Genomic DNA, 25,451 nt, shown 5'->3' on the forward strand with positions numbered 1-25,451 from the left:
CCGTCCCGGCCGTCGCAGGTTAAACCCGTCAAGCCTGCGCAGCCGCCGTCACCACCGGCCGTCCCGGTTTGCGCAGTGGGTCCAGGCGTGAGCCTTCGTAGCGGGTTTCGCGGAAGAAGCGCCATTTGCCGAACAGGCAATAGACGTGCATGACGCGGCCCTGTTCGTGGTAGCCCATGCGGATGTGCAGTTTCAGCGCCGGGATGTTGTGGGTTTCGCAGACGTCCACCACTTTGTTGCAGCCTTGGGCGGCCATGGCTTCCCAGAGGGCGACCTGGACGTCCACCGACAGGCTGCTGCCGAAGTAGGCGCGGGTCATTTCGCCGCCGAATTCGAAGAACTCGCCGGGTTTGACCGGGAAGGTGCAGCCGTAATAGTGGCGGTCGTGGTAGTCACGAATGCTGCCCCAGATAAACGCCACCGCATGACCGTCGGCGTCCAGGTACATGTGCCCGGTGTGGCCTTCGTTGGCCAGCTCGGCCATGGTCTGCACGCGGTCACCGAAATGCCTGGCGAACGCGCCGGCATTCTCGGCGGTGATGTCGACTTTGCGCAGACCGTCGTAGGGGCGCAGCTTGTGCAGCGGTACCGGGCTGACCAGGTCGCGCTCCATCCACAACAGTTCCCAATGGAAGAACACGTAGCGTTTCCACAACGTGCCGAAGGTGCGGCCCAGGCCTTTTTGCTTGATACGTTCGCGCAGCTTTTCAATGACGCTCATGATGCCCTCCGAGGCCGGAGCCCGGGTGTTGTGGATGACGCTTTTGTGGGTATAGATCAGCCCTGCAGGTTCATGTCAAAGCGCCAGCTTTGAATGTATTGCAAGTTGTGTAACCGTTCAGAGTGCCGCGGCACCGCGTAGAAATTCCTTGTTCAGATCGGCATAGGAAACCCGTGGAACCCCCGCCAGCCGCAGCTCTAGCACGCGGCTCAGGGACTCTCCGGGTTGCAGATAGGCGTCACCGAAATCCGCCCCGAGCTGGTTCGGATGGGCGACGATTTCCAGCACGCCGTCGGTCGGCGCGGGAGCGTTGCGCAGGTCCACTGGGGTGCAGACGTAATCGGCAGTGACCCCGGCCAGTCCCTGCAAACGACGGTTGAGCAAGCCCTTGAACACACGTTTGGGCAGGCTGAGGTTTTGTCCCAGGTTGCGTGCCAGGCGCACGGGCACGCCTTGGTGGGCAGCGAAGCGCGCGACGATCTCGCCGATCGGCCAGATGTTGTGCACGTGCTGATGCGAATCGAGGTGGCTGGGACGCACGCCGTGATCGACGCAGCGCTGCCACTGCGCCTGCAATTCTTCCTGCACCGCCTCACGATCTTCACGGCCCAGCCACAGGCTGTGGCGAGGCAGGTTGAGGTCGAACACACCGTGGCTGTCGCAGAAGGTGCGACGCTGGAGAATGGCCCGGCTCAAGGGGCGGCCGTAGGTCAGGTTGAAATGCAGGCCGATCCGGCCTTCCAGCAGCGGCAGTCGGGCCATGGCGCAGGCCGCTTCGAACGCCGGCATGTTGGCCATGGCGGTGGCGGAACTGATGACCCCGGCCTGGAATGCACCGAGGATCACCGCGTTTTCGTTCGGACTGAGGCCGAAATCGTCAGCGTTGACTATGACTTGGCGAGGCATGTTCGCCCTCCTTGGTGGGGTTGATCACAGGTGTCGCAATGACCGCCGCTCTGGCCGCCGCACGCTTCGCCCGCCATTGTTGCAACCCAGGCTTGAGCCGGTGCCAGACGCGCAGCCCCAGCCCCAGCAACAGGCCGCTCGGGCGCCACGAGTAGAAGCTCCAGCGCCAGTGTTCCAGATGCCCGGTCATGCGTTCGTGCAGTTGATGGCTGGAGTTTTCCAGGCTGACCCGCGAGGCATCGATCCAGCGCCAGTTGTCATCCAGCCCCCAGCGAATCCATTCCTCCAGCAACACCCGGCCGCTGCCCAGATCGGCGTATTGCGGCAGGAAGGCGAGGTTGTAATCGTAGAGCCGGCCCTGCTCGAACAGGCCGAGCCGATAGCTGATGCAACGTCCGTCCAGCTCCAGCATCACCACGCGCACCCGATCCGAAGCGGCGAGGGCGGTGAAGGCGTTTTCCATGCAACGGCGGCTGCGCTCGCTGGTAAAGATCCCGACGCCTTCGTCGCCTTTCCAGCTCACCGCTTCGACTCCGCTGATGGCCTGCAGCAACGGGCCCATGCTGGTCGCATCGGGAGTGATCCGCCGGACCTCGGCGCCGCACGCCGCAATGCGCTTGCGCGCCCGGCGCAGTTTGTAGCGCGGGTCGCCCGAAACTTCCTGGCGGTCAGCGTCACTGATCAGGTGCACCGGCACCCGGCAGCTCAAGCGACGTTCGCCGGTGGAGCTGTGGGCCATCCATTCGGTGAGCACGCTTTGGGCGCCGACCGGCTCGGCGATTTCGTTGAGTTGCAGCAGGGCGTGGGGCACTCGCTGGCGAATCAGCCGCAGGGCCTGGCGCATATCGTCGGCGTTCAGCCGTGATAACAACGCCAGGCGATCGGCCAGCGGATAACCCAGGTGATGCACCACCCGAAACGGCACACCGAAAAACCGTTCACGGCTTGTCACCAGCGGCAGGCACAGGCGCAATTCGTCCGCTTCCCAACCCAGCAAAACGTGCAGGCGCTCGTGTGTGTCGAGCGTCTGCTCTGCCGCACCCAGCCAGTCGAGGCTGTTGAACGGCGTGTGATCCGTCACCCGCAGGCGCAGCGCTTCATAGGCCGCTGCCGGAAAGTCAGGTGCGCACAACGAGGTGCGCCATTCGAATTGCGCCATAGGCTCAGGTCGCCGTTGCTGTGACAGGTGGACGGGAAGGTTTGCGTAACGCATCCAGGCGCGATCCGCTGTAGCGGGTTTCGCGGTAGAAGCGCCAGCGACCGAACAACTCATACACATTCATGATCCGGCCCTGTTCGGTATAGCCCATGCGCAGGTGCAGCTTGAGCGCCGGGATGTTGTGGAATTCGCAGACGTCCACGACCTTGTCGCAGCCCTGGGCGGCCATGGCTTTCCACAGTTCCAGTTGCAGGTCCACCGACAGTTCCGTGCCCCAGTACGAGCGGGTCAGCTCGCCGCCGAATTCGAAGAACTCACCGGGTTTCACCGGGAACAGGCAGCCGTAGTAGTGCCGGTCGAAATAGTCTTGAGCGGTGCCCCAGATGAACGCCACCGCATGGCCCTGATCGTCCAGGTGCATGTGCCCGGTGTGATGTTCCCGGGCAAGCTCCGCCATGGTGCTGACGCGATCGCCGAAGTGCCGGGCGAAGGCGCTGACGTTGTCCGGGGTGATCTTCACCACCCGCAGTGGCGGGTAGGGCTTGAGGCTGTGGGGTGGCACCGGACTGACCAGATCGCGCTCCATCCACAGCAGTTCCTGATGAGAAAAGACGTAGTGTTTGCACACCTTGGCCAAGGTGGCCCGCAGGCCTTTGTGTTTGATGTGATCGCGGATTTTTTGCAAAACATTCATGGTCGTGGCTCCTGATGACGTGTCATCGCGCGGCACAGGCCAGCGCGGCCGGACATCAACGGGGCGGTCATGAGGCGCTCCAGCTCAGGGCAAACAGGGTCTGTCCCGGCAGTTCGAAGCGCACGCGGCCGTCCTGGCAGCGAAAAGGCGCGTCGCGGCTGCGGTTGTCGGCGCCGAAATAACGCAGTGCGCCGCCGCTTAGCGGGCATTTGGCGCCCGCCAGATCGACATGCTGCAAACGCGTGCCTTTGTTCACACCGAGCAGTCCACGCTGATCGTCGCCGGCCATCGCCAGCACATCGACTTCGAACGCGTCGTTCTCCAGCCACAACACCTTGTGCAGCCAGTGCTGCTGAATGAACTGCTGGGCCAGGCCCACCGGCTTCAACTCGAAGCGGTCATCGCCCAGTATCCGCAACATGCCTTTGGGGTATTGCGGCTCATCGGCGGCCTGAAACCAGTTGAGCATGCTCAGCAAGCCGTCCTGGGAGGCGTTGATCACCACCGAGGCCCACCACAGCGAAGTGAAATGGGTTTCCTGATCGTAGGGGCTCAGGCTCGAGCCGCTGGACAGGTTGGTCTGGTCCAGCAGCAAGGCTTTGCGCGGTTGCCCCTTGGCGTCGAGACCGACCAGATCCGCCGCCCGACGTACGCTGTCGCGGTACACGCGGGTGGCGAGCAGGTCGCGAATCATCCACTCGTGCCAGGCCAGCGCATCGACCTGATCGGCGGATTCACCGAGCAGGCGCCGGGCCCAGTCGATGCCACGCTTGTTCGCGGCGTTGTCGGCGAACGGGCCGTTGACCAGCCGCGAACTGGCCGGCATCGCGATACGCACGCCGGCCTTGGCATTGGCCGGATCGCTGCGCACTTGCCGGGCCATGCTGGTGAAGATCGAACGGTATTGCTCGTAACTCGAATAATTAAGATTGGGCTCGTCGGCGAACCCGATGTAGTGCGTGCCTTTGCCGCCCAGCGCACGGGTGCTGGCGAGCCAGGCGTCGAGGCCGTTATTGCTTTGCACGTCGGCGCGCAGATCGGCCTGACGCTGACTGCCGGCGAGCAAAGTGATGTCCAGACGAATGCCGAAACGATCCTGATAGACCTGGCGAAACGCATCTTCGAAGTGCGGTTGTCTCGCCGTCACGTCGACAAAACTGTAGTAACTGGCGGCCGTCGGTTTCAGTGCATCGAGCAGCGGATGGCTGGCCGGCGGCGGCATCACGTAGGGCAGGGCGATGCCCAGATCCGGGGTGCGCCCCAGGACTTTGTCGTGCAGGATCAGGCGCGTGTGGCCGTCGTCTTCGCGCAGCGGTTTGAGCTGTTGCGGGGTCTGTGCGAACAGATTGGCCGTGCCGTCGAGCCAGAACGCCGCTTTGCCGCTGCCTTGCAGACGCAGGCGCCAGACCTGCTCGCGTTCGCTGACCGGCAACGCCAGCTGATCGAATTGCCAATAGGCGCGATAGGGTTTCAGCGCCAGTGTCAGGGGCTGCCCGTCACCGACCCGCTGCGCTTGCAGGGCGCTGACCCCGCCGTGAAACTTGCCCGCCAATACCGCGTGCTCACCGGCGGCAACCTTGAAATACAGTTCATCGCCGTTACGGGTTTCCGCGCTGAAGTGCACCTTGGCCGGGGCGAACAGCGCCACGGTGTTTTCGTCGTGCTCGACCCGATAACTGCGGAAGCTGTAGCCGGGGATTTCCAGCTGATAACTCGCGGCCCCCGGCGCCAATGGCCAGCTCTGACTGCCACGGGTTTCACTGGCCTTGATGAAGCGCTCGCCCTGCAATTGGCCGCGGCCGTCAAGCAGGTAAATGTGCTCTTCGTTGGCCTCCGCCTGCCACGCCGGCGCCCAGCGCACGGTCACCGTGTCGGGGCGATCCGCTTGCAGGTACAGGCTGCCGTCGCGAATGTCGCCCCAGCGCATCGCCGCCGCGAAGGCGTCCAGCGACAGGCCGAGGCCGAGCAGCAGGGCCAGGCCTTTCATGCTGCCTTCCGACGCTGCAACATCAGCCACATCGGCGTGAGGTCGCTGGGCAGAATGATCAGGGTTTGCCAGAACGCCACGCCGCTCAACCGGCAGTACAACACCAGCATTGCCACGGTCACCGCCAGATAGGCAATCGACGACGCTGCCGCTGCACCGACGATGCCGTAGGCCGGAATCAGCAGCAGGTTCAGCGCAAGATTGAGCAGCGCACCGAGCCCCATCAGCAGCGACACCGTGCCGGGGTGGTTCTTGCCGATCAGGTCCAGGCGCAGGATGCTCGCGTAGCACAGGCCCAGCAGCCCCGGCAGCAACGCCAGCAGCGCCGGATACGCCGGTTGGTAGGCGACGCCGAACAGGGTGACGATCAGCCATTCGCCGATCACGGCCATGGTCAGGCAGGCGCCGAGCATCACCGTGGCGGTCAGGCGCAGGGCCAGTGGCGTAACCTTGTCCATGCCTTCGTCCTGTTGCAGCAGGCGTTTCATCAGCGGCGTGGTCACCGCTTCCGGGACGATCAGCAGCAGCTCGGCGGCGGCGCTGGCCATCGCGTAATGCCCGAGGGCGGTGCTGCCAAGCAGGGCGCCGATGAACAGGTAATCGGAACGCAGGATCACTTGCTGGAACAGCAGGTCCGGGTGACTGCGGGCACTGAAACGCAGCAGCTCGTTCTGGCTGGCGCGGTCCCATTGCAGCTGCAATGGCTGCGCGCGTTTGAGCCACAGCCAGCCGACCAGCACCACCAGACTGATCCCCGCCAGCCAACTGATCAGCGCCGCTTCCAGGGCCGCTTCTTTCCACATCCAGAACAGCGCGAGAAACAGCAGCAGCGGCGCCAGGGATTCCACCAGCCGCAAGGCATTGAACGCGACCACGCCGCCGGACGCATTGTGCAAGGTCAGCAGACCGCTTTTGAGTACGGTCAACGGCACCGCCAGCAGCAACAGCCACGCCAGCAGACCCAGTTGCATGGTCACGTCCAGCTCACTGCCGAACTCGCGCACCAGCGCCACCACCAGCAAGGTCAACAGACCCGCCAGCAAACAGCCGAACACCAGCACTTGTGCGAGCAACAAGCCCATCGGCCGCTGCTTGGCCGCCTGATAACCGACCGCCGAATTCAGGCCGCCGCTGGTGGCCGCGCTGATCAGGTCCGGCAGGGTGCTGAGCAGGGCGAACAGGCCCCGTTCGCTGGGGCCGAGAATTCGCGCCAGCAGCACATTCCTCAGCAGGCGCAGGGCGATCATCGCCAGTTTGGTGCCCATGCTCAGCGCCAGGTGCTTGAGGTAACTGCCTCGACTCATGGCCGCGCCCCGCGATAGATCCGCCACGACAGCAGTTGCGGATTGCGCGCTGTGCGCTGGCTGACACCGAAGCGCGGCAGGTTCAGCGGATCGCCGTTACCGCGATAGATGCCACTGCCGGTGCCCAGCGCAAACGGGAAATCGTGATTGGCGATCTGTTCGCGCACCCGCTCATCGTTGTCGCCGTTGGGGTAGCAATACACCGGCAGCGGCCGGTTGCAGCCATTGAGCATGGCATCGCGGCTGCGGCTGATTTCTTCGCTCAGGCGCACGTCGTCCAGGCCGGTGAGGATCGCGTGACTGGCGCCGTGGGGGCCGAAACGCACCAGCCCTGACGCTTCCATCGCCCGCACCTGATGCCAGTCCAGCGCCTGGGGTTGCGACTCTTGCGGGCACTCGTCGGTCAGGCGTTCGAGCAGCATCGGGTCAAGCGCTTTCAGCCCTTGCAGGTAATGCAACAGGGTCAGGCTGCGCCGATCCACGTCGATGTCGTCCAGCAGTACCGGCACCGGATGGTGCAGAGACCGCAAGCATTCGATCAGGTGCATGCGCGGCTTTTCGCCGTGGCTGCCCCACAGGGTTTCACCGATGCTTTCCCACCAGAATCGCTGACGACTGCCGATGAAATCGGTGGAGAGAAAAATGCTCGCCGGCACCTGATGTTTCTGCAGCAGCGGGAAGGCGTTGGCGGCGTTGTCGCGCCAGCCGTCGTCAAAGGTCAGCGCCACCTGCGGACGCTCGGTGCGCAAGGCATTGGGTTGGAGGATCTCCATCAGCGGCACGCAATCGAAATGCTTGCGCAGCCACACCAGCAAGTGCTCGAAGGCCTTGGGCCCGACACACAGTTCGTTGCGGTGCGGCAGGTCGGCGGCGCGGTCGTTGGTCAGCACCCGGTGCAACATCAGGATCACGCCGGCGCCGTGCAACTGGTTGCGTCCTATGGACGAGTTGAGATAGAACCAGCCGCTGGTGCGTTTAATCAGTTGTTTGATCGCCATGGCTCTGTCCCTCTCAACGGTTTTGGTCAGGGTTCCACTGGGCATAACGCTGGCCGCGCAGGAACTGCCACAGGCCGATGCTCATGCCCGCCAGTGTCACCAGCAGGAACGCCGCGAGGCGGAACGGCTTGGGCAAGCGGTGCTGCGAATCCAGCAGGCCGGCAATCGCAATGGCGTAGCCGAGCAGTTGTGCGATCAGGCTCAGGCGATAGAAACCGTGGTCTTCCCACAGCCAGAAATTGCTCAGCAGCAGCGGCAGCAACAGGATCGGCGCCAGACGGCGGATCAGCTTGTGGCTGATCAATGCAATCGAATACAGCCCATGCTTGAACGGATTCAGCAGTTCACTGCGTTGCGCCAGGCTTTGCAGGCCGCCGACCGTGACCCGCTGGCGCCGGCGGAATTGCTTGTCCGCTTCGTCGACGCCGTGGTCGATCACTTGCGCTTCGGGTACGTAGACGATGCGTTTGAATTTCACTGGCGCGCAGGTGCTGATGAAAAAGTCGTCATTGACCTCGGCCGGCACGTTCTCGAACAGTTCCCGGCGCAGGGCGAGCAGGGCACCGTCGGCGGAGACCATGCAGCCGGTGCGATTCTCGACCCTGCGCAACCATCCCTCGTAGTGTCGATAAAGGCTGTCGCCGACGCTCAAGCCACCGCCGGTGACCGGAATCACCATGTGCCCGGCGCAGGCGCCGACCTGTGGGTCGCTCAGGGGCGCCAGCAGGTAGCCGAGGGTTTCCCGCGACCATTGGTTGTCGGCATCGGTGAACACCAGAATGTCGCCCGTGGCCAGCGCCGCGCCGGCATTCAGGGTGGCGGCCTTGCCCTGGCGGGGCAGGTCGAGCACGGTGATTCGCGGATCGACGACCTTGTGAGCGCAGGCCACGGTGGCGTCGGTGGAACCGTCGCTGGCCAGAATGATTTGCAGGGTCGCCGGCTGATAATCCTGGGACAGCAGCGAGCGCAGCTTGTGTTCGATGTGCCGCGCCTCGTTGTGGGCGGCGATGACGATGCTGATGTTCAGCGGCGGTGCCGGGCCGTGGCGCCACGCCGGGAACAGCGGCGCCAGCAGCGTCAGCAGCAGTGGATAGCCGACATAGGCGTACGCCGGCAGCAGCAGGCACATCCAGAAAATGAATTCAGCCACGGGCAGGCCTCCTGGCGTTCCAATGACACAGACTGAGAATGAACGCCGCGCCCGCCAGGTGCAGGCGCACCCAGTGCAGGCCCCACAGTTGCAGGGTGAAACCGAGGTCATGTTGCCGGTGGCTCTGGCGCACGCTGAGCACCAACCCTGGAATCAGCGTCAACATCACCATGATCGCGGCGTGATGGGGAAAACCGTCGAGCAGGGCAGAAATCGCCAGGAAATCGAGAATCCAGACGAAGATCGACAACATTGGAAATCGCAGCAGGCGCAGGCTGAACCCGTGACTGCGCAGCAGTTGCAGATGGCTGCCCTGGCGCCACAATTCCTTGCCCATCCATTCGCGCCAGTTCATTTCGTAGCCCCAGTGCAGGGCCACGCTTTCGTTGACCGAGAGCAACTGGGCGCCCCGTTCGCGCAGACGCAGGGTGAACTCCTTGTCCTCGCCGGTGCGCAGGGTTTCATTGAAGCCGCCGACCTTGTCGAACCAGGACCTGCGCATCAGCAAATTGGCGCTGGGCAGCCAGTCAACGACATGGGCGGCATGGTTCGTCGGACGCAAGGTGCGGCGCTGCCACGCGGTGGCGTACCACGGCGCGGCGGCGGGGGTGTGCAGATCCAGCCCGAACACATCGGCCTGGCCTTCGGCTTCGAGGGCTAATAATCCCGTGAGCCAGTCTTCCGGCATTTCGATGTCGGCATCGATGAACGCCAGCCATTCCCCGGTGGCAATGGCGGTGCCGCGATTGCGCAGCGCACCGATCAGCAGGCCTGGCATCACCAGCACATGGGCGCCGAACTGCCGGGCGATCTGCGGACCGTCGTCGCTGGAACCGTTGTCGACCACGATCAGCTCGCATTCGACATTCGCCGCGTGGGCGGCTTTCTGCGCGGCCAGCAGGGTGCGGCCAATGTGCCGGGCCTCGTTGTACATCGGAATGACGAGACTGATCCGGCTCATGCCCTGGCCTCCGTCAGTGGCGCCTGTTCGGCTTTAAGGCGCAGGACGCTGGTCATGGCGAGCATGATCCACAGGTATTTCTGGTTCGGCGCGCTGAGGAACATCAGGAACAGCGTCAGCGACAGAAAACTCACCCCCAGGTGGGTCATCAGATCCGCCTGTTGCCAGTTGCGCCGCAGCATCCATTCCTTGCGTGCGCGCATCAGGTTGTACAGGCCCAGCGCGAGCATGCCGACGAACATAAGGCCGGCAGGAACCCCCAGTTCGCTGAAGATTTCCAGGTAGGTGTTGTGCGCCCGGCGGTACAGGTCGCCGATCTTGCGGTTGGCGGAAAACGCCTTGGCGTAGCCGGTGGTGGCGTAGTGCAGCGGAAAGGTGCCGGGGCCGGAGCCGAGCAGCGGATTCTCGCGGATCATCTGGCTGCCGACCACGATGTACGAGGCGCGGCGGCCGAGGGACTCATCGTTGTGACCCTTGGCGCCGGCGCTCAACACGCTGAGGGACTGGATGCGGGCGATGTAACCGGCGGGCATTGCGTAGATCGCCAGCGGAATCACGATCGCGGCGCCGAGCATGGCAAAGCCCAGATGCCGTGGGCGAATCCGCGCCAGTTGCGTGCGGTAGTGCCAGCAACCGATCACCAGACTCAAGGCCAGCACCACCAGCCCGGAACGCGATTCGGTCTTGGTCATGCCGCCAAGCAACAGCAGGCAGCAACCGCCCCAGAACAGCCGATGCAGCAGGTTCGGGCTGCGGATCACCAGCAGCAGCCCCAGCGGAATGGCGAAGGCGATGAGCAGGGCGAAAGCGTTGGGGTCTTCGAGCAGGCCGGCGGCGCGGCCCTGATCCTGGAATTTGGTAGAGAACATGGCCATGGCGCAGGTCGTGCTGACAGCCAGGGTCACCAGCCGGGCGAACAGGTTGAGGTTCAGCTCGCGGCCGATCAGCAGGGTGATGACGAACAGAATCAGGCCGACGCTGATTTCCCGCAGATGACCGAGCGACATGCCCATGTCGTCAGTGTTGAGCAAGCTGAGAAAGTACAGGGTCATGAAGGCGATCAGAAAGCGCCAGATATTGCTGCGCAGGCGATCCGAGGGAATCTGGTGCATCGCCAGTTGCAGCATCAGGATCAGGGCCAGCGAAGCACCGATCAGTTTGCTGCCGGACAGCGAACTGTCCTTGAAGAAACCCTCGAACGGTACCAGGGCGGCAATACCAAGCAGGCCCCAGGTCGGTTTGCGGTACAACACCGCGAACCCCACCAGACCGAGCACTGCACCCGGCGCGAGGTAGGGCCAGGGACTGGCCAGCAGAGCAATGCAGGCCAGACCCAACAGACTGACGATCGAGAGCGGGAAAATCATGCGCGTGCCTCCCGTGCCGTGCGGATGTACAGCTGCGACCAGCGTTCGGCCAGGGCCTTGAGGTCGTAGCGGTCCTGTTGCGTGCGTTTTGCGTTATCGCGCAGTTGCCGTGCCAGTCCGGGCTCGGACAGCAAGGTGTCGAGCTGACGGGCGAGGGCGGCGCTGTCGGTGGGGGCGGCGAGCAAGCCGTTGTGGCGGTGCTCCAGCACATCGGGAATTCCGCCGACGCCGAATGCCACCACCGGCACCCCGGCCTGCATCGCTTCCAGCAGAATCATCGGCGTGCCCTCGGTGCGCGAGCTGATCACCAGTGCATCGAGTTGCTGCCACCAGTGACGCATGTCGGTCTGGTAACCCGGCAACCGGATGCGCCGCTGCAAACCGGCGGCGTCGATCCGCGCCTGCAAGTCTTCGCGTTCCGGGCCGTCGCCGAGCATCACCGCGTCGAGTTGCGGGTGCTGATGACACAGCGGGATCAGTGCGTCGAGAAACAGATCCGGGCCTTTCTCACTGCTCAAGCGTCCGACGTAACCGGCGAGCCAGCGGGGTCCTGGCGCGTCGCAAGGGAAGGCGGCCGCCGCGGGCAATCCGTTGGGGATCACTTGCAACTTCTCCGCACGCACGCTGGCCTGACGGTGCAACACCGCGATGCTTTCGGCGACGCACACCACCCGGTCCACCGACGCCGTGCGGCACAGTTGCAGGCTCAGCCAGGTGTAGAACTTCTGCTTGCGGCTGCGCGGGGTGAAACCGTGTTGGGTAATCACCAGCGGCAGGCGCAACAGCGTGGCGCCGACCCAACCGAACAACAGCCCTTTGAAATTGTGCGTGTTGATCAACGGACGCTCGCTCCGGCGCTGACGCAAGTGCCGCAGCAGGGCAGCCAGCCCTGCGCAGCCTTGTGCGTCGACGCCAGCCTCGCGAAAGCGCGCGATCAGTTCCGGCGGCGCATCGAGGAACAGCACCTGGTGCTGCCCCGGCGTCGCCAGGCAATGATCGAGCAACATCCGCTCGGCCCCGTAGAAGCCACCGCTGCTGAGCAAATGCATGATCGGCAGGGCGGCGTTCGGGGGGGAGGACGTGTTCAATTGCGCACCCAGTGCACAAAGCTCGGCACGGTCCAGTTCTTGTGCGGGTTGCTCGGCTGCGCGTTCTGGTCGTTGATCACCAGCAGCACCGGCAGGCCCAGCTCGTGGCTGATTTGCGCCGGGTGTTTGAAGCGGTGATCGAAGAACTCACGCACGTAGACCAGTGCAATCGCCAGCAACAGACCGGTGAACAGACCGAACGGAATGATCAGCATCGGTTTGGGGAACGCCGCTTCGGTCGGCTCGAACGGCGGGCTCAACACCCGGGCGTTGGACAGGTCATCGCTCAGCGAGCGGGTGGTGCTGCTTTCAGCAAAACGCTGGGCGTAGGTCGAGAACGCGGCGTGCAGGGCATCGATTTCGGTGTCCATCTGCCGCAGCTTGCTCTGGGTTTGCTGCAGCTCGTGGATGCGGTTCTTGAACTCGGCGATGCGCGCGGTTTTCTGATCGATCACCTGCTGAACCACGGCCAGATCATTGGTGCGTTCCTGGATACGGTTGCTCACCACCTTGAGGAACTGCTGACGGGTACGGGCAATTTGCTCGCGGGTCAGCAACATCGGTTCGCTGCCGGGCTGGAACACCGCCAGATCGTTCATGTAGCGGCTGACCTGGGTGGTCAGTTGCTCGCCCATCTGTTTGATTTCCCGATCCTCGAACGCCACGTTGTCGACGGTGGTGGTGAAGGTGTAGGGGAAGGTGTAGTCGTTGAGTTTGCTGTTACTGGCGGCGGCCAGCGCGGTCTTGAGGTATTCGAGCCAGCGCTGGCTCTGCAGCAGGCGGTCGCGGTAAAGGTTCAGCGCCTGCTCTTCGGTGTTGATCGCGTTGAGGCGGAAGGTGATTTCCTCCTTCGGATCCGACGCGCCGACGCTTTCCAGCAGCGCCTGACGATTGCCTTCCAGTCCATCGAGGCGCACCTGATACAGATGCTTCTTGGTTTCGTAGAAGGACTGCGGCAGGTCGATCGATTGCAGCGCCTGACGGCTCACCAGGTAGTTCTGCAACAGGGCGGCGACGAACGTCGTGCCTTGATGCGGGTCGGGGAAGCTGTAGACGATCGAAATCACGTTGGAGCCAGGCAGGGTTTCGATCTTCAGGCTGTCGATGGCTTGCTGGGTCAGGGCATCCAGCGCAGTGTCGCGTACCGGATCGGTCTCAAGCCCCAGGGCGTTACGCACCGGGTTGATCACGTACTGGCGCAGCGGCGAGCTGATGTAACGTTTGAACGGCTCGCTCACCAGTTTGTTGAACATCCCGGGCGACGGGGTGTATTCGCCCTTGTCGCGCAGTTCGCTGATGGTCTGACGGATCAGCGCCGGCGAACGCAGGATGTTGCTCTCGGTTTCCATGTCCGCCAGCGATGGCGGGATGAAGGTGGCGTTGTCCACGGTCAGCGACGTGGTGGCGTCGCCCTGTGACAGCTTTTTCGACTGCACGATCACCTGAGCGGTGATATCGAAGCTCTGTTTGAGCAGCAGCGGCAGCACCAGCGCGATCACTGCGAAGATCAGGAACACTCGTTTCACCAACTGCTTGTTGGCGAAGAAGATCCTGAAGAACTCATGCAGGTAGTTTTCCTTTGGATTCATGTCAGGTCACCCGAGAGTCAGTTGTTGTTGCTGCCTTTGTTGTCGACGCGGTAGCCGAAGCTGAACCCCACGCCCTGGAACAGCACCACGTCGGCCAGTTGCCGGGCCAGATCGCCGGCGCTGGCCAGTTTGGTCTTCGGCACGAAAAGCATGTCGTCCGGTTGCAGGTAGGCGATCTGCGAGGCATCGCCGGACAGCGCCTTCTCGACGTCGTAATGCACGGCCTGCACCTGATTGCCGTTGCGGCGCATGATCACCACTGAGTCCAGCCGCGCCTTGACGTTGGTGCCTCGGGCCAGGGTCAGCGCTTCAAGCACCGAGACTGGCCGCCGGATCGGGTAGGAACCGGGCTGGCCGACTTCACCCAGCACATAGATTTCGTTGCCGGCGGTGGACTTGAGCAGCACGTCCACGGTCATCCTTCCCGGCAGTTGCGCGTAGCGCTTGTTGAGGAAGGTTTCCAGTTGATTGACGGTCATGCCTTGCAGCGGCACGGCGCCGATTTCCGGGAAGCTCGCGTAGCCGTCGGTGCCCACGGTGATCTCGCGGCTCATGCCGGTGGCCGGGTGGTTGAGGGCGCTCTTGAGGTTCTGTTCGTTGGTCAGCGGGCTGATGATCTGCACGGTCAGCTGATTGCGGTTGGGCTGGAACAACTGCTTGCGCTGGTAAGCGCGCTGGATTTCATCCCGCGCCTCGTCGCTGGTCAGCCCGGCGATCTTCACCGACGTGTTGGCGCCCGGCAGGTTGATGGTGCCGTCGGGCAGCACCAACTGGTTACCGTTGAGCTGGCTGGCGGCGGTGAAGTTCAGGCCGATCTGGTCACCCGACTGCACGCGGTAAGCGTCCGAGCCGCTGGTGCTGATGTGGAAGATCACGTCCAGCACATCCTGCGGGCGCAGGGTCTGCTCGACCTTCGGCATGTCGGTGGCCTGGGCGTTGGCCGGCGTGGCGGTGAGAATGTTCACCGGCATGTTCTGGGTTTCGGAGGTGCTCGAGCAGCCTGCAAGCGGCAGCATCAGCAGCACAAGAATCCTGGCGTTCATGGCGTCATCCTTTGCGGTTGCTTACAGGTTTTTGTAGAGCCATTTAGGCATGTAGTACTTGCGTCGGTTGAACACGCTGCCGACCACTTTGGCCCCGGCCTGGGTCAACCGTTGCACGGCTGCCTGGGCAACTTCCCAGCGGGTGTCTTCGGCACGTACCACGAACACCACACCGTCGACCTGGGTGCTGATGACCAACGTGTCGGCGGCCGAATACACCGCGTCGCCATCGATCACCACAAAGCGGTACTGAGCGCCCAGTTGATCCAGCAGCGGGCTCAGGCGCTCGGCAGTCAGGTGTTCAGTCGTGCGGATCGGCCGGCCATTGGGCAGCACATGAAACGGCAGGCTCGACACCTGCACCACGCAGTCCTGCAGCAGCGGCGGGTTGTCCGGGTTGAACAGCAGGTCGCGCAGGCCGCGCTCCTTGCTCAGGTTCAGTTGCTGGGTCAGGTTGCTCGCCGACTGGCTGGCGTCGACGTACAGCACCTGGCCGCTGCTCATCTGCGCCAGTTGACTGGCCAGCGCCAGGGCGCTGGTGGTGGTGCCGGCGCCGGGGTTGGCGGCGGTCAGGAACAGGATCCGCAGATCCAGGTCCAGCACGGTCGAGGTCAGGTTCGACTCGCTGGGGCTGGCAATGCTGAGGCTTTTGTTGGTTGAACCGTCCATTAGCTTGCTCCGTGGCCGCTGAATACTTTGAAAGGGGTTTTCAACAGAATCTTCAGATCAAGCAGAAGGCTCTGCTCGGCGATGTAGCTGAGGTCCAACTCAACGCGCTGGTCGAAGTCGATATTGCTGCGTCCGGAGATCTGCCACAGGCCGGTCATGCCGGGGTAGATCGCCAGACGGGCGAGGTGACTGTCCTTGTAGCGATAGGCGTTGAACGAGGTCGGGCGAGGGCCGACCAGGCGCATGTCGCCGGTCACCACGTTGATCAGGTTGGGCAATTCGTCGAGGCTGGTCCGCCGCAAAAAACCGCCGATCCCGGTGATGCGCGGGTCCTGGTCGATCTTGAAGTCGATGGCGTCGGCACCGTGCTTGTTCAGATGGCGCAGCGACTCCTTGAGCTCTTCGGCGTTGGCGACCATGGTCCGGAACTTGTACATGCCAAATTTGCGCCCGCGATAACCGGTGCGTTTTTGCACGAACATCACCGGGCCCTTGCTGGTGAATTTGATGGCCAGCGCCAGACCGATCAGCAGCGGCGAAATCATCAGCAGAATCATCAGTGCGCCGAGACAGGCGACCACCCGATTGGTGCGCGACAGCTGCCATGGGCGACCGCCGTCGCGACCGGTCATCCAGCCCTGGCCCTGGCGGTGGATGGCCGCATCCAGGCGCATTCGCTGTTCCGGATCCATGCGCTTATCACGGACCAATTGTTGCATCGGTACACCTTTCTCATGTCCAGTCATGGAGTCCTCCGCTGATGTTCAGCCGCGAGCGGCGCGTGGGCGATAGGCAGTGGGGTAGTAATCGCGGAACCAGGCGATGAACCGCCGAAGTCCCTCATCCAGCTCTATCCGGGGCTGGAACCCGGTGGCCTGGGCCAGATCATCGGTATCGGCACAGGTGTTGAGTACGTCGCCCGGTTGCAGGGGCAAGAGCTCGACCACGGCTTTCTGACCGAGGTGCTTTTCCATCAGCGCCAGGTAGGTTTTCAGTTCCACCGGGTGGTGGCCGCCAATGTTGAACAGGCACCACGGGGCCATGCTGCTGCCCGCGTCGGGGTGTTCGCGATCCCACTCCGGCTGCTTTTGTGGCGGATGGTCGGTGAGGCGGGCGATGCTTTCGACGATGTCGTCGATGTAAGTGAAATCACGCTGGTGCCGACCGTAGTTGAACAGCTTCAGCGGCGTGCCTTCGGTGATGGCCCGGGCGAACTGGATCGGCGACATGTCTGGCCGGCCCCATGGCCCGTACACCGTGAAAAAGCGCAGGCCGGTGCAGGGAATCCCGAACAGGTGGCTGTAGCTGTGGGCCATCAGCTCGTTGGCTTTCTTGGTTGCGGCGTACAGCGATAGCGGGTGATTGACGCCGTCATGCACCGAGTACGGGGTGTGCTGGTTGGCGCCATACACTGAACTCGACGAGGCATAGATCAAATGCTCGACCGGGTGATGCCGGCAGCTTTCCAGAATGTTCAGGAAACCGCTGAGATTGCTGTCCATGTAAGCCCGTGGATTTTCCAGCGAGTAACGCACCCCGGCTTGCGCTGCGAGGTGGATCACCACTTGCGGGCATTCACGGACGAACAGCGCGTCGACGGCGGCGGCATCGGCCAGATCAACCCTGGCGATCTGGAAATCACCTACCTGGTGGCGCACCCATTGCACGCGATCCAGTTTGAGCTGCGGGTCGTAGTAGCCGTTGAAGTTGTCCAGACCAACTACCTGATGCCCGTCACGCAGCAGTCGCAACACGCAATGGGCACCAATGAACCCGGCCGCACCGGTGACGAGGATTTTCATGAGCGCAACCCGTCAGGCGCGATGTGGCGCAGGCCGATACCGCTGTAGTGCAGGCCGGCGGCTGCCACTTGTTCCGGGTTGTAGAGGTTGCGGCCGTCGATGATGACTTTCGAGCGCAGCTTGCTGGCCAGCAGCTCGAAATCCACCACGCGGAAATTCTTCCACTCGGTGCAAATCACCAGTGCGTCGGCATCCTCCAGGGTGTCGTCGCGGGTGGCGCACAGGTGCAGGTCATTGCGGTAACCGTAAAGGCGCCGGCACTCGGACATCGCTTCCGGATCGTAGGCCTGCACGCTGGCGCCTTCGGCCCACAGCGCTTCCATCAGGTAACGACTCGGGGCTTCACGCATGTCATCGGTATTCGGCTTGAACGCCAGGCCCCAGATCGCGATGGACTTGCCGGCCAGGCCTTGAGGAAATTGCGCCCTGAGTTTGCTGAACAGGATGTGCCGTTGCGCGTCATTGACGTCGGTGACGCTGCGCAGCAGTTTCAGCGGCATGCCGTTGTGTTCGGCGGTGTGCAGCAGGGCGCGCAGGTCCTTGGGAAAGCACGAGCCACCGAAGCCGCAGCCCGGGTAGATGAAGTGATAGCCGATGCGCGGATCGGAGCCGATGCCCTTGCGCACGGCTTCGATGTCGGCGCCGAGCAGTTCGGTGAGGTTGGCCAGTTCGTTCATGAAACTGATGCGGGTGGCGAGCATCGCGTTGGCCGCGTACTTGGTCAGCTCGGCGCTGCGGTTGTCCATGAACATCAGTTTTTCGTGGTTGCGGCAGAACGGCGCGTACAGCTCGCTCATCTGCTCGCGGGCCAGTTCGTCGCGGGTGCCGACGATGATCCGGTCCGGGCGCATGCAGTCGGCGAGGGCGCTGCCTTCCTTGAGAAATTCCGGGTTGGACACTACTCGCACCGCCAGACCATTTTTGCCGCGCCGCTGCAGTTCTTCTTCAGCGGTGTGCAGCACCTGATCCGCCGTGCCGACCGGCACCGTGGATTTGATGATCAGCGTCCGATCGTCTTCCATGAAACTGGCGATCTGCCGCGCCACGTTGAGCACATGGCTGAGGTCGGCGGAGCCGTCTTCGTCGGCCGGCGTGCCCACGGCGATGAAGATCAGCCCGGCATGTTCCACCGCATCGCTGGCCTGGGTGCTGAACAACAAACGCCCGGCCTTGATATTTTCTTCCAAAGTTGCCGAAAGACCCGGCTCGCTAATAGGCGGTACTGCCTGTTGCAGTTGTTTAATCTTGTTCGGGTCAATATCAACGCACAATACGCGATGTCCAACATCGGCAAGTGCGGCTGCTTGTATCAGGCCAACATAGCCCGTACCAAATACGCTCACGTCCATATTGGCGTGCCTCGTAAGACGGTGAAGGAAGATCGAAAATGGAACTGTCAAAAGGGGTATAGCGCAGCGTGGGGAAAGCGTGTCAGCAAAATGACATGTTGCAAGGGTATAACACCCCCATTTTTGGGGGCGAAAGGCCATCAAGTGCTTGCTGTAGATGGATTTGTCCCGTTCTTGACGTGTTTTTCATACTTACAAGAAAACGATAAACGGTCGTAGGCCGCGAAATTCAAGGGTTTTAACGACTTGGGTGTGTCAGGTTTGAGTCAACAGTTTTTTGACGCTTTTTGATTATGTCCGACATTTCTTGCGCTTTAATGGCCCGGTGCTAGTGTCAGTTTTTGACCGACAAACCCTTGACAATGCCTCGTCGGACGCACCCCGGAATCGCCATGTTTCGATATCTGAAAGAACTGCTTTTAATTATTTATCTATTGCTTTATTCCGAATATTACCTTGACCGTTTAAGTGCGATGGGTATTGGTCTGGCAGTACTTCTTTTTGGCGCGATGTTTTTGACGCTGACTTTCGCATTATTACTAACGGCCTATATACGTCAGACTTTCATTCGGCATTTGTTCGCATTAACCCTGTTTGTTTCGGCGGTGTTCTTCGATGTTTATACGAGGGTGACCGCCGATTACCTGACCTATAGCAGTTTTGTCTCGCTGGTGTACTCCGGCGGCTTCATTCAGGAAGCGGCGTATCAGTATCGGGGGGCGATCATTCACGGGCTGCTCAACGGCCTGCTGCTGTTGTTCGGGATCGGTCTCAAGCCCCGGCACGCAATCCCGGTACCCAATGCCTTGCGGATCGCTGCGCCGTTGTGCGGTGTGTTGCTGCTCAGCGCCGTACTGTTCGTGCGCGCCGGCGAGGGGGCACGCGGGTTGCCGATCATGTACACGCCGCTGGCCTATCTGAACCTGTTCGGCTACGAAGCGCTGCACAACACCGTCGGCCCGCGTGAGCCGGTGACCCTGGCGCGCAATGGCCCGGCGGTCGGTCACGACATCGTGCTGATCATCGACGAAAGCATTTCCGGCAATTACCTGGACATCAACGCGCCATTCGGTGTGCACAGCAACCTCAAGCAAGCGCATCCGGGTGTCGAGATCTTCAATTACGGTTACGCGGCGTCCATCGCCAATTGCAGCGCCGACACCAACGTCACCCTGCGCTACGGCGGCACCCGCGCCGACTACATGCGCATCAACAGCACGCTGCCGTCGATCTGGCAGTACGCCAAAAAGGCCGGCCTGCGCACCGTGTACATCGACGCTCAGCGCACCGGCGGCAACCTGCAGAATCTGATGAACGATGCGGAAAAAAAGGATATCGACGAATTCGTGCAATTCGACCAGACCAGCGTGCGCGACCGCGACATGGCTGCCGCCGCCAAACTGATCGAACTGCTCAACGACGACAAGCCGGAGTTGGTGTTGATCAACAAGGTCGGCGCGCATTTCCCGGTACACGACAAATACCCCGACGCCTTCATGGCCTACCGCCCGACCTTGCCGCGCGGGCAGTTCACGGAAGTCGCCGACACCGGCGAGCGCACCGGTTTCAACGGCCAGCCGGATGACTGGGTGCTGTATCGCAATGCCTACAAAAACACGGTGCTGTGGAATGTCGGCGAGTTCTTCGCGCGGGTGTTTGCCCAGGCCAATCTGAACAACGCGCTGCTGATCTACACCTCGGATCACGGCCAGGATCTGCACGAACGCGGTAATCCGGGACTGAACACCCACTGCGGCGGCGATCCGGTGGAGGAAGAAGGGCTGGTGCCGCTGGTGGTGATTCAGGGCGAGCAGTTGCGGACGCTCGACTGGTCGGCGCAACTGGCGGCGAACAAGGATCGCTCCAGTCACTACAACATCTTCCCGACCCTGTTGCAGTTGATGGGCTACGACCTGCCGGGAATCGAAGCGGTGTACGGCAAACCGCTGAGCGTGGCGACGGCGGATGCATTCACCTTCAACTACCGTTTCAACGCGCGGCTGGGGGCCAAACCCGAGTGGAAACACATCGACCTGAACAGCATCGTCACGCCGGGTGAAGCGCCGACGAGTGTGGCGGTGGGTCAGTAACGCGTCGGTATCCGCTATCCTTGGCCGACACGGATCGATCGGATGGCGGCATGCTCCAGGTTCACAACGTCTTCAAAAGCTACCTCACCCCACAAGGCCCGTTGCCGGTGTTGCAAGGTATCGACCTGACGCTCAAGCCCGGCAGCAGCCTGGCGCTGATGGGTGAGTCGGGCAGCGGCAAGAGCACGCTGCTGCACCTGATCGCCGGGCTCGACAAAGTCGACAGCGGCAGTATCAGCAGCGGCGAACATCGGCTGGACCGGATGAACGAGGCGCAACTGGCCAACTGGCGGCGCACCGAAATCGGTCTGGTGTTCCAGCAGTACAACCTGATCGGCAGCCTGCGCATCGAAGACAATCTGTCGTTTCAGGCGCGTCTGGCGGGGCGGCATGACCCGCGCTGGCAGCATCATCTGGTACAGCGTCTGGGGCTGAGCGAATTACTCAAGCGCTATCCCGAACAACTCTCCGGCGGCCAGCAACAGCGGGTTGCGCTCGGTCGTGCGCTGGCGGCGCAACCGAAACTTTTGCTGGCCGACGAGCCCACCGGCAGCCTCGACGAAGCCACCAGCGATGAAGTCTTGCGACTGCTGCTGGAGTTGCTCGACGACACACCCACCACCTTGCTGATGGTCACCCACAGTCAGCGCGTGGCGGAGCGGCTGGCGGAGCGCGTGGTGCTGTCCAGCGGTCGGTTGACGTGAAGGTTTTCCGCTACGCGCTGATGGCGCTGCTCAGTCACTGGCGGCGCCATCCGGTGCAGTTTTTCAGCGTGCTGACCGGGTTGTGGCTGGCCACCAGTCTGTTGACCGGAGTCGAAGCCCTCAACAGTCAGGCGCGGGACAGTTACGCCCGTGCCAGCCAGTTGATTGGCGGCGAACCCCAGGCCAGCCTCAGCACGCCGAACGGCGCGACGTTCCCGCAACAATGGTTCGTTGATCTGCGGCGTCTGGGCTGGCCGGTGTCGCCGGTGCTGCAAGGACGCCTGAGTCTCAAGGGCCACGAAAACCAGCGCCTGCAGTTGATGGGCATCGAACCGGTGTCTTTACCCGGTGACAGCGCGGTGGCCGGGCAGGCGATGCCGATCGAGCGGATTGTCGAGTTCTTCAGCCCGCCGGGCAGTACCTGGATTTCTCCTGAAACCTTGCGAGCGCTGAACCTCGCCGAGGGCGCGACACCAACCACCGAATCCGGCCAGACGCTGCCGCCGCTGCGAGCGCAAACCGACATGGCCCCCGGCGTGCTGCTGGTGGACATTGGCGTCGCTCAGCGCGTGCTCGAGCAGCCCGAGCAACTGTCACGCCTGCTGTTGCCTAAGGATTTTCACGCCGACGTCCCGGCCGCGTTCAAGGGCCAGTTGCAGCTCAAGAGCAGTGGCGAGGAAAACAACCTTGCGCGGTTGACCGAGAGCTTCCACCTCAACCTCGATGCGCTCGGGTTTCTCTCGTTCATTGTCGGTTTGTTTATCGTCCACGCGGCTATCGGTCTGGCGCTGGAGCAACGTCGGGGACTGCTGCGCACCTTGAGGGCCTGTGGGGTCAGCGCGCGGATGCTGATTGCTTGCCTGATCGTCGAGCTCGGCGCGCTGGCGTTGATCGGCGGGTTGTTCGGCGTAGTCAGCGGTTATTGGCTGGCGAGCGTGCTGTTGCCGGATGTCGCCGCCAGCCTGCGCGGTCTGTACGGCGCGGAAGTGGCGGGACAGTTGCGTCTGAGTCCGTGGTGGTGGTTCAGCGGCATCGGCTTGAGTCTGCTCGGCGCGTTGCTGGCCGGGGCCAACAGTCTGCTGCGGGCGGCGCGTCTGCCGTTGCTGGCGGTGGCGGATCCGCAGGCCTGGCATCAGCAACATGCGCGCTGGTTGCGGCGTCAGGGTTGGGTAGCCGGCGTGTGTGCAGTGATTGCGTTGGCGGCGCTGGTGTGGGGCAACAGCCTTGCCAGCGGTTTTGTGTTGATGGCGGGGCTGTTGCTCGGCGCCGCACTGGCGCTGCCGGTGTTGCTCAGTGCGCTGCTCAACGGGTTGCTCGGGCGCAGCCGCTCGGTGCTCGGGCAATGGTTTCTCGCCGATTGCCGCCAACAATTGCCGGCGTTGAGCCTGGCGTTGATGGCGCTGCTGCTGGCGATGGCGGCGAACATCGGCGCCGGCAGCATGACCGCCGGTTTCCGCCAGACCTTCAACGACTGGCTCGAACAACGGCTCACCGCCGAGCTTTATCTGAACCCGAGCAACCCGGCGCAGGCGCGAGAGCTGTCCACCTGGCTCAAACAGCAACCGAGCGTCACCGCGATCATGCCTAACTGGCAGGTTTCGGTGACGCTGCAAGGCTGGCCGGCGGACGTGTTCGGCATCATCGATCATCCGCACTATCGCCAGCACTGGCCGTTGCTCGAATCTCGAGGAGACGACCCGTGGGCGGCGCTGGCCAAAGACGATGCGGTGATGCTCAGCGAACAACTGGCGCGTCGTTTGAGAGTGACGCCGGGCGATCACCTGACGATTCCCACGCCGGGCGGCTCGTGGACGCCGCGCATCGTCGGGATCTACGCCGACTACGGCAATCCCAAGGGCCATGTGCTGGTCAACAGCAATCACCTGTTGCGCGGCTGGCCGCAACTGACGCCGAACCGCTTCAACCTGCGTATCGACCCACCGAACATCCCGGCGTTGCTCACGGCCTTGCAGGTACGCTTCCAGCTTGATGACAGCCGGATCGTCGATCAGGCGCGGCTCAAGGGCTGGTCGGTGCAAGTCTTCGAACGCACCTTCGCCGCGACCGCCGCGCTGAATAGCCTGACCTTGGCCGTCGCCGGCGTAGCGCTGTTCATCAGCCTGCTGACCCAGAGCCAGAGCCGCCTAGGCCAGCTCGCACCGTTGTGGGCTTTGGGCGTGACGCGGCGACAATTGATGCTGCTCAACCTCGGCCAAACCTGGCTGTTGGCGCTGCTGACGCTGGTGCTGGCATTGCCGTTGGGCCTCGGCCTGGCGTGGTGCCTGGACGCGGTGATCAACGTTCAGGCCTTTGGCTGGCGTCTGCCGCTGCGGGTGTTTCCGTTGCAGTTGCTGCAACTGATGGGGCTGGCGCTGCTGGCGACCTTGCTGGCCTCGGCGTGGCCGCTGTATTCGCTGTACCGCACGCAACCGGCGGACTTGCTGAGGACGTTTGCCCATGAGGACTAGGCTTGCGGTGGTGTTTCTGGCGGTTTTTCTGGCGTTGTTGCTCAGTGGCTGCGACAACCCGGCACCGGAGCAGAAGGGTTTCGCCGGGATGGGCGCTCAGGCACAGGCGTTTACGCCGGTGGTGCCGGGGCGGGTGTTCAGCTTCCCGGCGGATCACGGCGCCCATGACGGTTTTCGTATCGAGTGGTGGTACGTGACGGCCAATCTCAAGGATGCGCAGGGCAACGATTTCGGCGTGCAGTGGACGTTGTTTCGCAGCGCTCTGAACGCCTCGCCGCAGCAACCGGGCTGGGCCAACCAGACGATCTGGCTCGGGCATGCGGCGGTGACTTCGGCCAGCGTCCACCATGCCGCCGAGCGTTACGCCCGTGGCGGCGTCGGGCAGGCCGGGGTGCGTGCGGCGCCGTTCGACGCATGGATCGATGACTGGCGTTTCGTCAGTCAGGCGAGCGATCCGCTGAGCGACATGCAACTCAGCGCAAAGGACAAAAATTTCAGCTACCAACTGCGGCTGACTTCCAGCCGCCCGCTGGTGCTGCAAGGCGACAAGGGTTTCAGTCAGAAATCCGAACAGGGCCAGGCGTCGTATTACTACAGCCAGCCGTTTTTCCAGGCCAGCGGCACCCTGCAGATCGACGGCCAGACCTACACCGTCAACGGCCCGGCCTGGCTCGATCGCGAATGGAGCAGCCAGCCGCTGACCGCCAACCAGACCGGCTGGGACTGGTTCTCACTGCATCTGGACGGCGGCGAACACGTCATGCTCTACCGCATGCGCCAAAAGGAAGGGGCGCCGTACCTGACCGGCACGTGGATTGCCGCCGATGGCCAGACCGAAACCCTGCACGCCGATCAGATCAAGTTGACTCCGCAGGACACTGCAAAAGTCGCCGGCCGTTCGATGCCGGTGCGCTGGTCGATCAACATTCCGCGAAAAAATCTGCAGATCACCCTCGATGCAATCAACCCCGATGCCTGGATGAACCTGCGCATTCCGTATTGGGAAGGGCCGGTGCGCCTGAGCGGCAATCGGGGCGGGCAGGGCTATCTGGAGATGACCGGGTACTGATTTCGCGCGCCATGCCTGCCAAGGAATCGATTGGAACTCTGTCGAGGATGCTCCCTCTACCGAGAAACATGGCCGAGGATCCGATCCATGAGCGAGGAACTGAAATCTCCAGACCTGACGACCTGGCAGCAGATGTTTGACGATCAGACGTACTGGCAACAATCCCCGGATGCCCATTACTTCGATCTGCAGCGCATTGCTGACGATTTGCTCGGCCAAGGTGCCATCGATCTTGAGCAGTGGCAGATTCTCAGAGCCAAGGCCGATGACCTGCACAAGGACACACCCGCCGTGAACGTTGCGCGGGAACTCGACGACCCTGAAGCCTGAGGA

Annotated in this window: 22 protein-coding genes; 5 read left to right on the top strand and 17 right to left on the bottom strand. The window is 62.7% G+C overall.

Features of this window, described 5'->3' with window-relative positions:
* Positions 1 to 28: 28 nt before the first annotated feature.
* The 17 genes from QLG12_RS07765 to QLG12_RS07845 form a co-directional block, all read right to left on the bottom strand.
* Positions 29 to 721, bottom strand: coding sequence for an N-acetyltransferase (locus tag QLG12_RS07765; protein ID WP_282474257.1), 693 nt, complete (start codon positions 719 to 721; stop codon positions 29 to 31).
* Between the two features lie 117 nt (positions 722 to 838).
* Positions 839 to 1,627: a ChbG/HpnK family deacetylase gene (locus tag QLG12_RS07770; RefSeq protein ID WP_197870940.1), complete on the bottom strand. Its 789-nt coding sequence runs from the start codon at positions 1,625 to 1,627 to the stop codon at positions 839 to 841.
* Positions 1,599 to 2,786 (bottom strand): GNAT family N-acetyltransferase, encoded by a 1,188-nt coding sequence (locus QLG12_RS07775; RefSeq protein ID WP_282474258.1) that lies wholly within the window; start codon positions 2,784 to 2,786, stop codon positions 1,599 to 1,601. Before QLG12_RS07775 ends, QLG12_RS07770 begins: the two co-directional genes overlap by 29 nt.
* Before the next feature lie 4 nt (positions 2,787 to 2,790).
* A complete protein-coding gene (locus tag QLG12_RS07780) occupies positions 2,791 to 3,480 on the bottom strand; it encodes an N-acetyltransferase (protein ID WP_282474259.1) in 690 nt (229 codons plus the stop codon).
* Between the two features lie 67 nt (positions 3,481 to 3,547).
* Positions 3,548 to 5,467 carry a hypothetical protein gene (locus QLG12_RS07785; RefSeq protein ID WP_282474260.1) on the bottom strand — a complete coding sequence of 640 codons (1,920 nt, stop codon included), beginning with the start codon at positions 5,465 to 5,467 and terminating at the stop codon, positions 3,548 to 3,550.
* Positions 5,464 to 6,771, bottom strand: coding sequence for an oligosaccharide flippase family protein (locus QLG12_RS07790; protein WP_282474261.1), 1,308 nt, complete (start codon positions 6,769 to 6,771; stop codon positions 5,464 to 5,466). The genes QLG12_RS07785 and QLG12_RS07790 overlap by 4 nt, the downstream gene beginning before the upstream one ends.
* Positions 6,768 to 7,769, bottom strand: coding sequence for a polysaccharide deacetylase family protein (locus QLG12_RS07795; RefSeq protein ID WP_282474262.1), 1,002 nt, complete (start codon positions 7,767 to 7,769; stop codon positions 6,768 to 6,770). The genes QLG12_RS07790 and QLG12_RS07795 overlap by 4 nt, the downstream gene beginning before the upstream one ends.
* Positions 7,770 to 7,782: 13 nt before the next feature.
* Positions 7,783 to 8,919 (bottom strand): glycosyltransferase, encoded by a 1,137-nt coding sequence (locus tag QLG12_RS07800; RefSeq protein ID WP_197870952.1) that lies wholly within the window; start codon positions 8,917 to 8,919, stop codon positions 7,783 to 7,785.
* Positions 8,912 to 9,880: a glycosyltransferase gene (locus tag QLG12_RS07805; RefSeq protein WP_282474263.1), complete on the bottom strand. Its 969-nt coding sequence runs from the start codon at positions 9,878 to 9,880 to the stop codon at positions 8,912 to 8,914. Before QLG12_RS07805 ends, QLG12_RS07800 begins: the two co-directional genes overlap by 8 nt.
* On the bottom strand, positions 9,877 to 11,247 hold the full coding sequence (locus QLG12_RS07810; protein WP_282474264.1) for an O-antigen ligase family protein: 1,371 nt from the start codon (positions 11,245 to 11,247) through the stop codon (positions 9,877 to 9,879). Before QLG12_RS07810 ends, QLG12_RS07805 begins: the two co-directional genes overlap by 4 nt.
* Positions 11,244 to 12,335, bottom strand: coding sequence for a glycosyltransferase family 4 protein (locus QLG12_RS07815; protein WP_282474265.1), 1,092 nt, complete (start codon positions 12,333 to 12,335; stop codon positions 11,244 to 11,246). Before QLG12_RS07815 ends, QLG12_RS07810 begins: the two co-directional genes overlap by 4 nt.
* Positions 12,332 to 13,924, bottom strand: a complete 1,593-nt coding sequence (locus QLG12_RS07820) for a Wzz/FepE/Etk N-terminal domain-containing protein (RefSeq protein WP_011333465.1) — start codon at positions 13,922 to 13,924, stop codon at positions 12,332 to 12,334. The genes QLG12_RS07815 and QLG12_RS07820 overlap by 4 nt, the downstream gene beginning before the upstream one ends.
* A gap of 17 nt (positions 13,925 to 13,941) precedes the next feature.
* Positions 13,942 to 14,967, bottom strand: a complete 1,026-nt coding sequence (locus tag QLG12_RS07825) for a polysaccharide biosynthesis/export family protein (RefSeq protein ID WP_197870960.1) — start codon at positions 14,965 to 14,967, stop codon at positions 13,942 to 13,944.
* 21 nt (positions 14,968 to 14,988) lie between these two features.
* Positions 14,989 to 15,636, bottom strand: a complete 648-nt coding sequence (locus QLG12_RS07830; RefSeq protein WP_011333467.1) for a CpsD/CapB family tyrosine-protein kinase — start codon at positions 15,634 to 15,636, stop codon at positions 14,989 to 14,991.
* Positions 15,636 to 16,382: a sugar transferase gene (locus QLG12_RS07835; protein WP_064378939.1), complete on the bottom strand. Its 747-nt coding sequence runs from the start codon at positions 16,380 to 16,382 to the stop codon at positions 15,636 to 15,638. The genes QLG12_RS07830 and QLG12_RS07835 overlap by 1 nt, the downstream gene beginning before the upstream one ends.
* Before the next feature lie 18 nt (positions 16,383 to 16,400).
* Positions 16,401 to 17,438, bottom strand: a complete 1,038-nt coding sequence (locus QLG12_RS07840; protein ID WP_197870962.1) for an NAD-dependent epimerase/dehydratase family protein — start codon at positions 17,436 to 17,438, stop codon at positions 16,401 to 16,403.
* On the bottom strand, positions 17,435 to 18,787 hold the full coding sequence (locus QLG12_RS07845; protein WP_236195289.1) for a UDP-glucose/GDP-mannose dehydrogenase family protein: 1,353 nt from the start codon (positions 18,785 to 18,787) through the stop codon (positions 17,435 to 17,437). The genes QLG12_RS07840 and QLG12_RS07845 overlap by 4 nt, the downstream gene beginning before the upstream one ends.
* A gap of 392 nt (positions 18,788 to 19,179) precedes the next feature.
* Between QLG12_RS07845 and QLG12_RS07850 the strand changes: the two genes are divergently transcribed.
* The 5 genes from QLG12_RS07850 to QLG12_RS07870 all read left to right on the top strand — a co-directional run bounded on the left by QLG12_RS07850 (position 19,180) and on the right by QLG12_RS07870 (position 25,448).
* A complete protein-coding gene (locus QLG12_RS07850) occupies positions 19,180 to 20,877 on the top strand; it encodes a sulfatase-like hydrolase/transferase (RefSeq protein ID WP_282474266.1) in 1,698 nt (565 codons plus the stop codon).
* 50 nt (positions 20,878 to 20,927) lie between these two features.
* Positions 20,928 to 21,581, top strand: a complete 654-nt coding sequence (locus QLG12_RS07855; RefSeq protein ID WP_197870968.1) for an ABC transporter ATP-binding protein — start codon at positions 20,928 to 20,930, stop codon at positions 21,579 to 21,581.
* The gene (locus tag QLG12_RS07860) at positions 21,578 to 24,049 is read left to right on the top strand and encodes an FtsX-like permease family protein (protein ID WP_282474267.1); all 2,472 of its coding nucleotides are present in this window, start codon (positions 21,578 to 21,580) and stop codon (positions 24,047 to 24,049) included. Before QLG12_RS07855 ends, QLG12_RS07860 begins: the two co-directional genes overlap by 4 nt.
* A complete protein-coding gene (locus tag QLG12_RS07865) occupies positions 24,039 to 25,118 on the top strand; it encodes a lipocalin-like domain-containing protein (protein ID WP_282474268.1) in 1,080 nt (359 codons plus the stop codon). Before QLG12_RS07860 ends, QLG12_RS07865 begins: the two co-directional genes overlap by 11 nt.
* Before the next feature lie 87 nt (positions 25,119 to 25,205).
* Positions 25,206 to 25,448: a hypothetical protein gene (locus tag QLG12_RS07870; protein WP_197870974.1), complete on the top strand. Its 243-nt coding sequence runs from the start codon at positions 25,206 to 25,208 to the stop codon at positions 25,446 to 25,448.
* Positions 25,449 to 25,451: the final 3 nt, after the last annotated feature.

This window comes from Pseudomonas sp. V88_4 (assembly GCF_029967985.1).
GTDB lineage: Bacteria > Pseudomonadota > Gammaproteobacteria > Pseudomonadales > Pseudomonadaceae > Aquipseudomonas > Aquipseudomonas glycinae.

Excerpts from the sequence above, each read along its gene's own strand:
- QLG12_RS07795 (WP_282474262.1), bottom strand. The coding sequence starts at position 7,769 with ATGGCGATCAAACAACTGATTAAACGCACCAGCGGCTGGTTCTATCTC.
- QLG12_RS07780 (WP_282474259.1), bottom strand. The coding sequence starts at position 3,480 with ATGAATGTTTTGCAAAAAATCCGCGATCACATCAAACACAAAGGCCTG.
- QLG12_RS07765 (WP_282474257.1), bottom strand. The coding sequence starts at position 721 with ATGAGCGTCATTGAAAAGCTGCGCGAACGTATCAAGCAAAAAGGCCTG.
- QLG12_RS07835 (WP_064378939.1), bottom strand. The coding sequence starts at position 16,382 with ATGACTGGACATGAGAAAGGTGTACCGATGCAACAATTGGTCCGTGAT.
- QLG12_RS07805 (WP_282474263.1), bottom strand. The coding sequence starts at position 9,880 with ATGAGCCGGATCAGTCTCGTCATTCCGATGTACAACGAGGCCCGGCAC.
- QLG12_RS07830 (WP_011333467.1), bottom strand. The coding sequence starts at position 15,636 with ATGGACGGTTCAACCAACAAAAGCCTCAGCATTGCCAGCCCCAGCGAG.
- QLG12_RS07775 (WP_282474258.1), bottom strand. The coding sequence starts at position 2,786 with ATGGCGCAATTCGAATGGCGCACCTCGTTGTGCGCACCTGACTTTCCG.
- QLG12_RS07850 (WP_282474266.1), top strand. The coding sequence starts at position 19,180 with ATGTTTCGATATCTGAAAGAACTGCTTTTAATTATTTATCTATTGCTT.
- QLG12_RS07855 (WP_197870968.1), top strand. The coding sequence starts at position 20,928 with ATGCTCCAGGTTCACAACGTCTTCAAAAGCTACCTCACCCCACAAGGC.
- QLG12_RS07840 (WP_197870962.1), bottom strand. The coding sequence starts at position 17,438 with ATGAAAATCCTCGTCACCGGTGCGGCCGGGTTCATTGGTGCCCATTGC.
- QLG12_RS07790 (WP_282474261.1), bottom strand. The coding sequence starts at position 6,771 with ATGAGTCGAGGCAGTTACCTCAAGCACCTGGCGCTGAGCATGGGCACC.
- QLG12_RS07785 (WP_282474260.1), bottom strand. The coding sequence starts at position 5,467 with ATGAAAGGCCTGGCCCTGCTGCTCGGCCTCGGCCTGTCGCTGGACGCC.
- QLG12_RS07865 (WP_282474268.1), top strand. The coding sequence starts at position 24,039 with ATGAGGACTAGGCTTGCGGTGGTGTTTCTGGCGGTTTTTCTGGCGTTG.
- QLG12_RS07770 (WP_197870940.1), bottom strand. The coding sequence starts at position 1,627 with ATGCCTCGCCAAGTCATAGTCAACGCTGACGATTTCGGCCTCAGTCCG.
- QLG12_RS07870 (WP_197870974.1), top strand. The coding sequence starts at position 25,206 with ATGAGCGAGGAACTGAAATCTCCAGACCTGACGACCTGGCAGCAGATG.
- QLG12_RS07810 (WP_282474264.1), bottom strand. The coding sequence starts at position 11,247 with ATGATTTTCCCGCTCTCGATCGTCAGTCTGTTGGGTCTGGCCTGCATT.
- QLG12_RS07820 (WP_011333465.1), bottom strand. The coding sequence starts at position 13,924 with ATGAATCCAAAGGAAAACTACCTGCATGAGTTCTTCAGGATCTTCTTC.
- QLG12_RS07825 (WP_197870960.1), bottom strand. The coding sequence starts at position 14,967 with ATGAACGCCAGGATTCTTGTGCTGCTGATGCTGCCGCTTGCAGGCTGC.
- QLG12_RS07845 (WP_236195289.1), bottom strand. The coding sequence starts at position 18,787 with ATGGACGTGAGCGTATTTGGTACGGGCTATGTTGGCCTGATACAAGCA.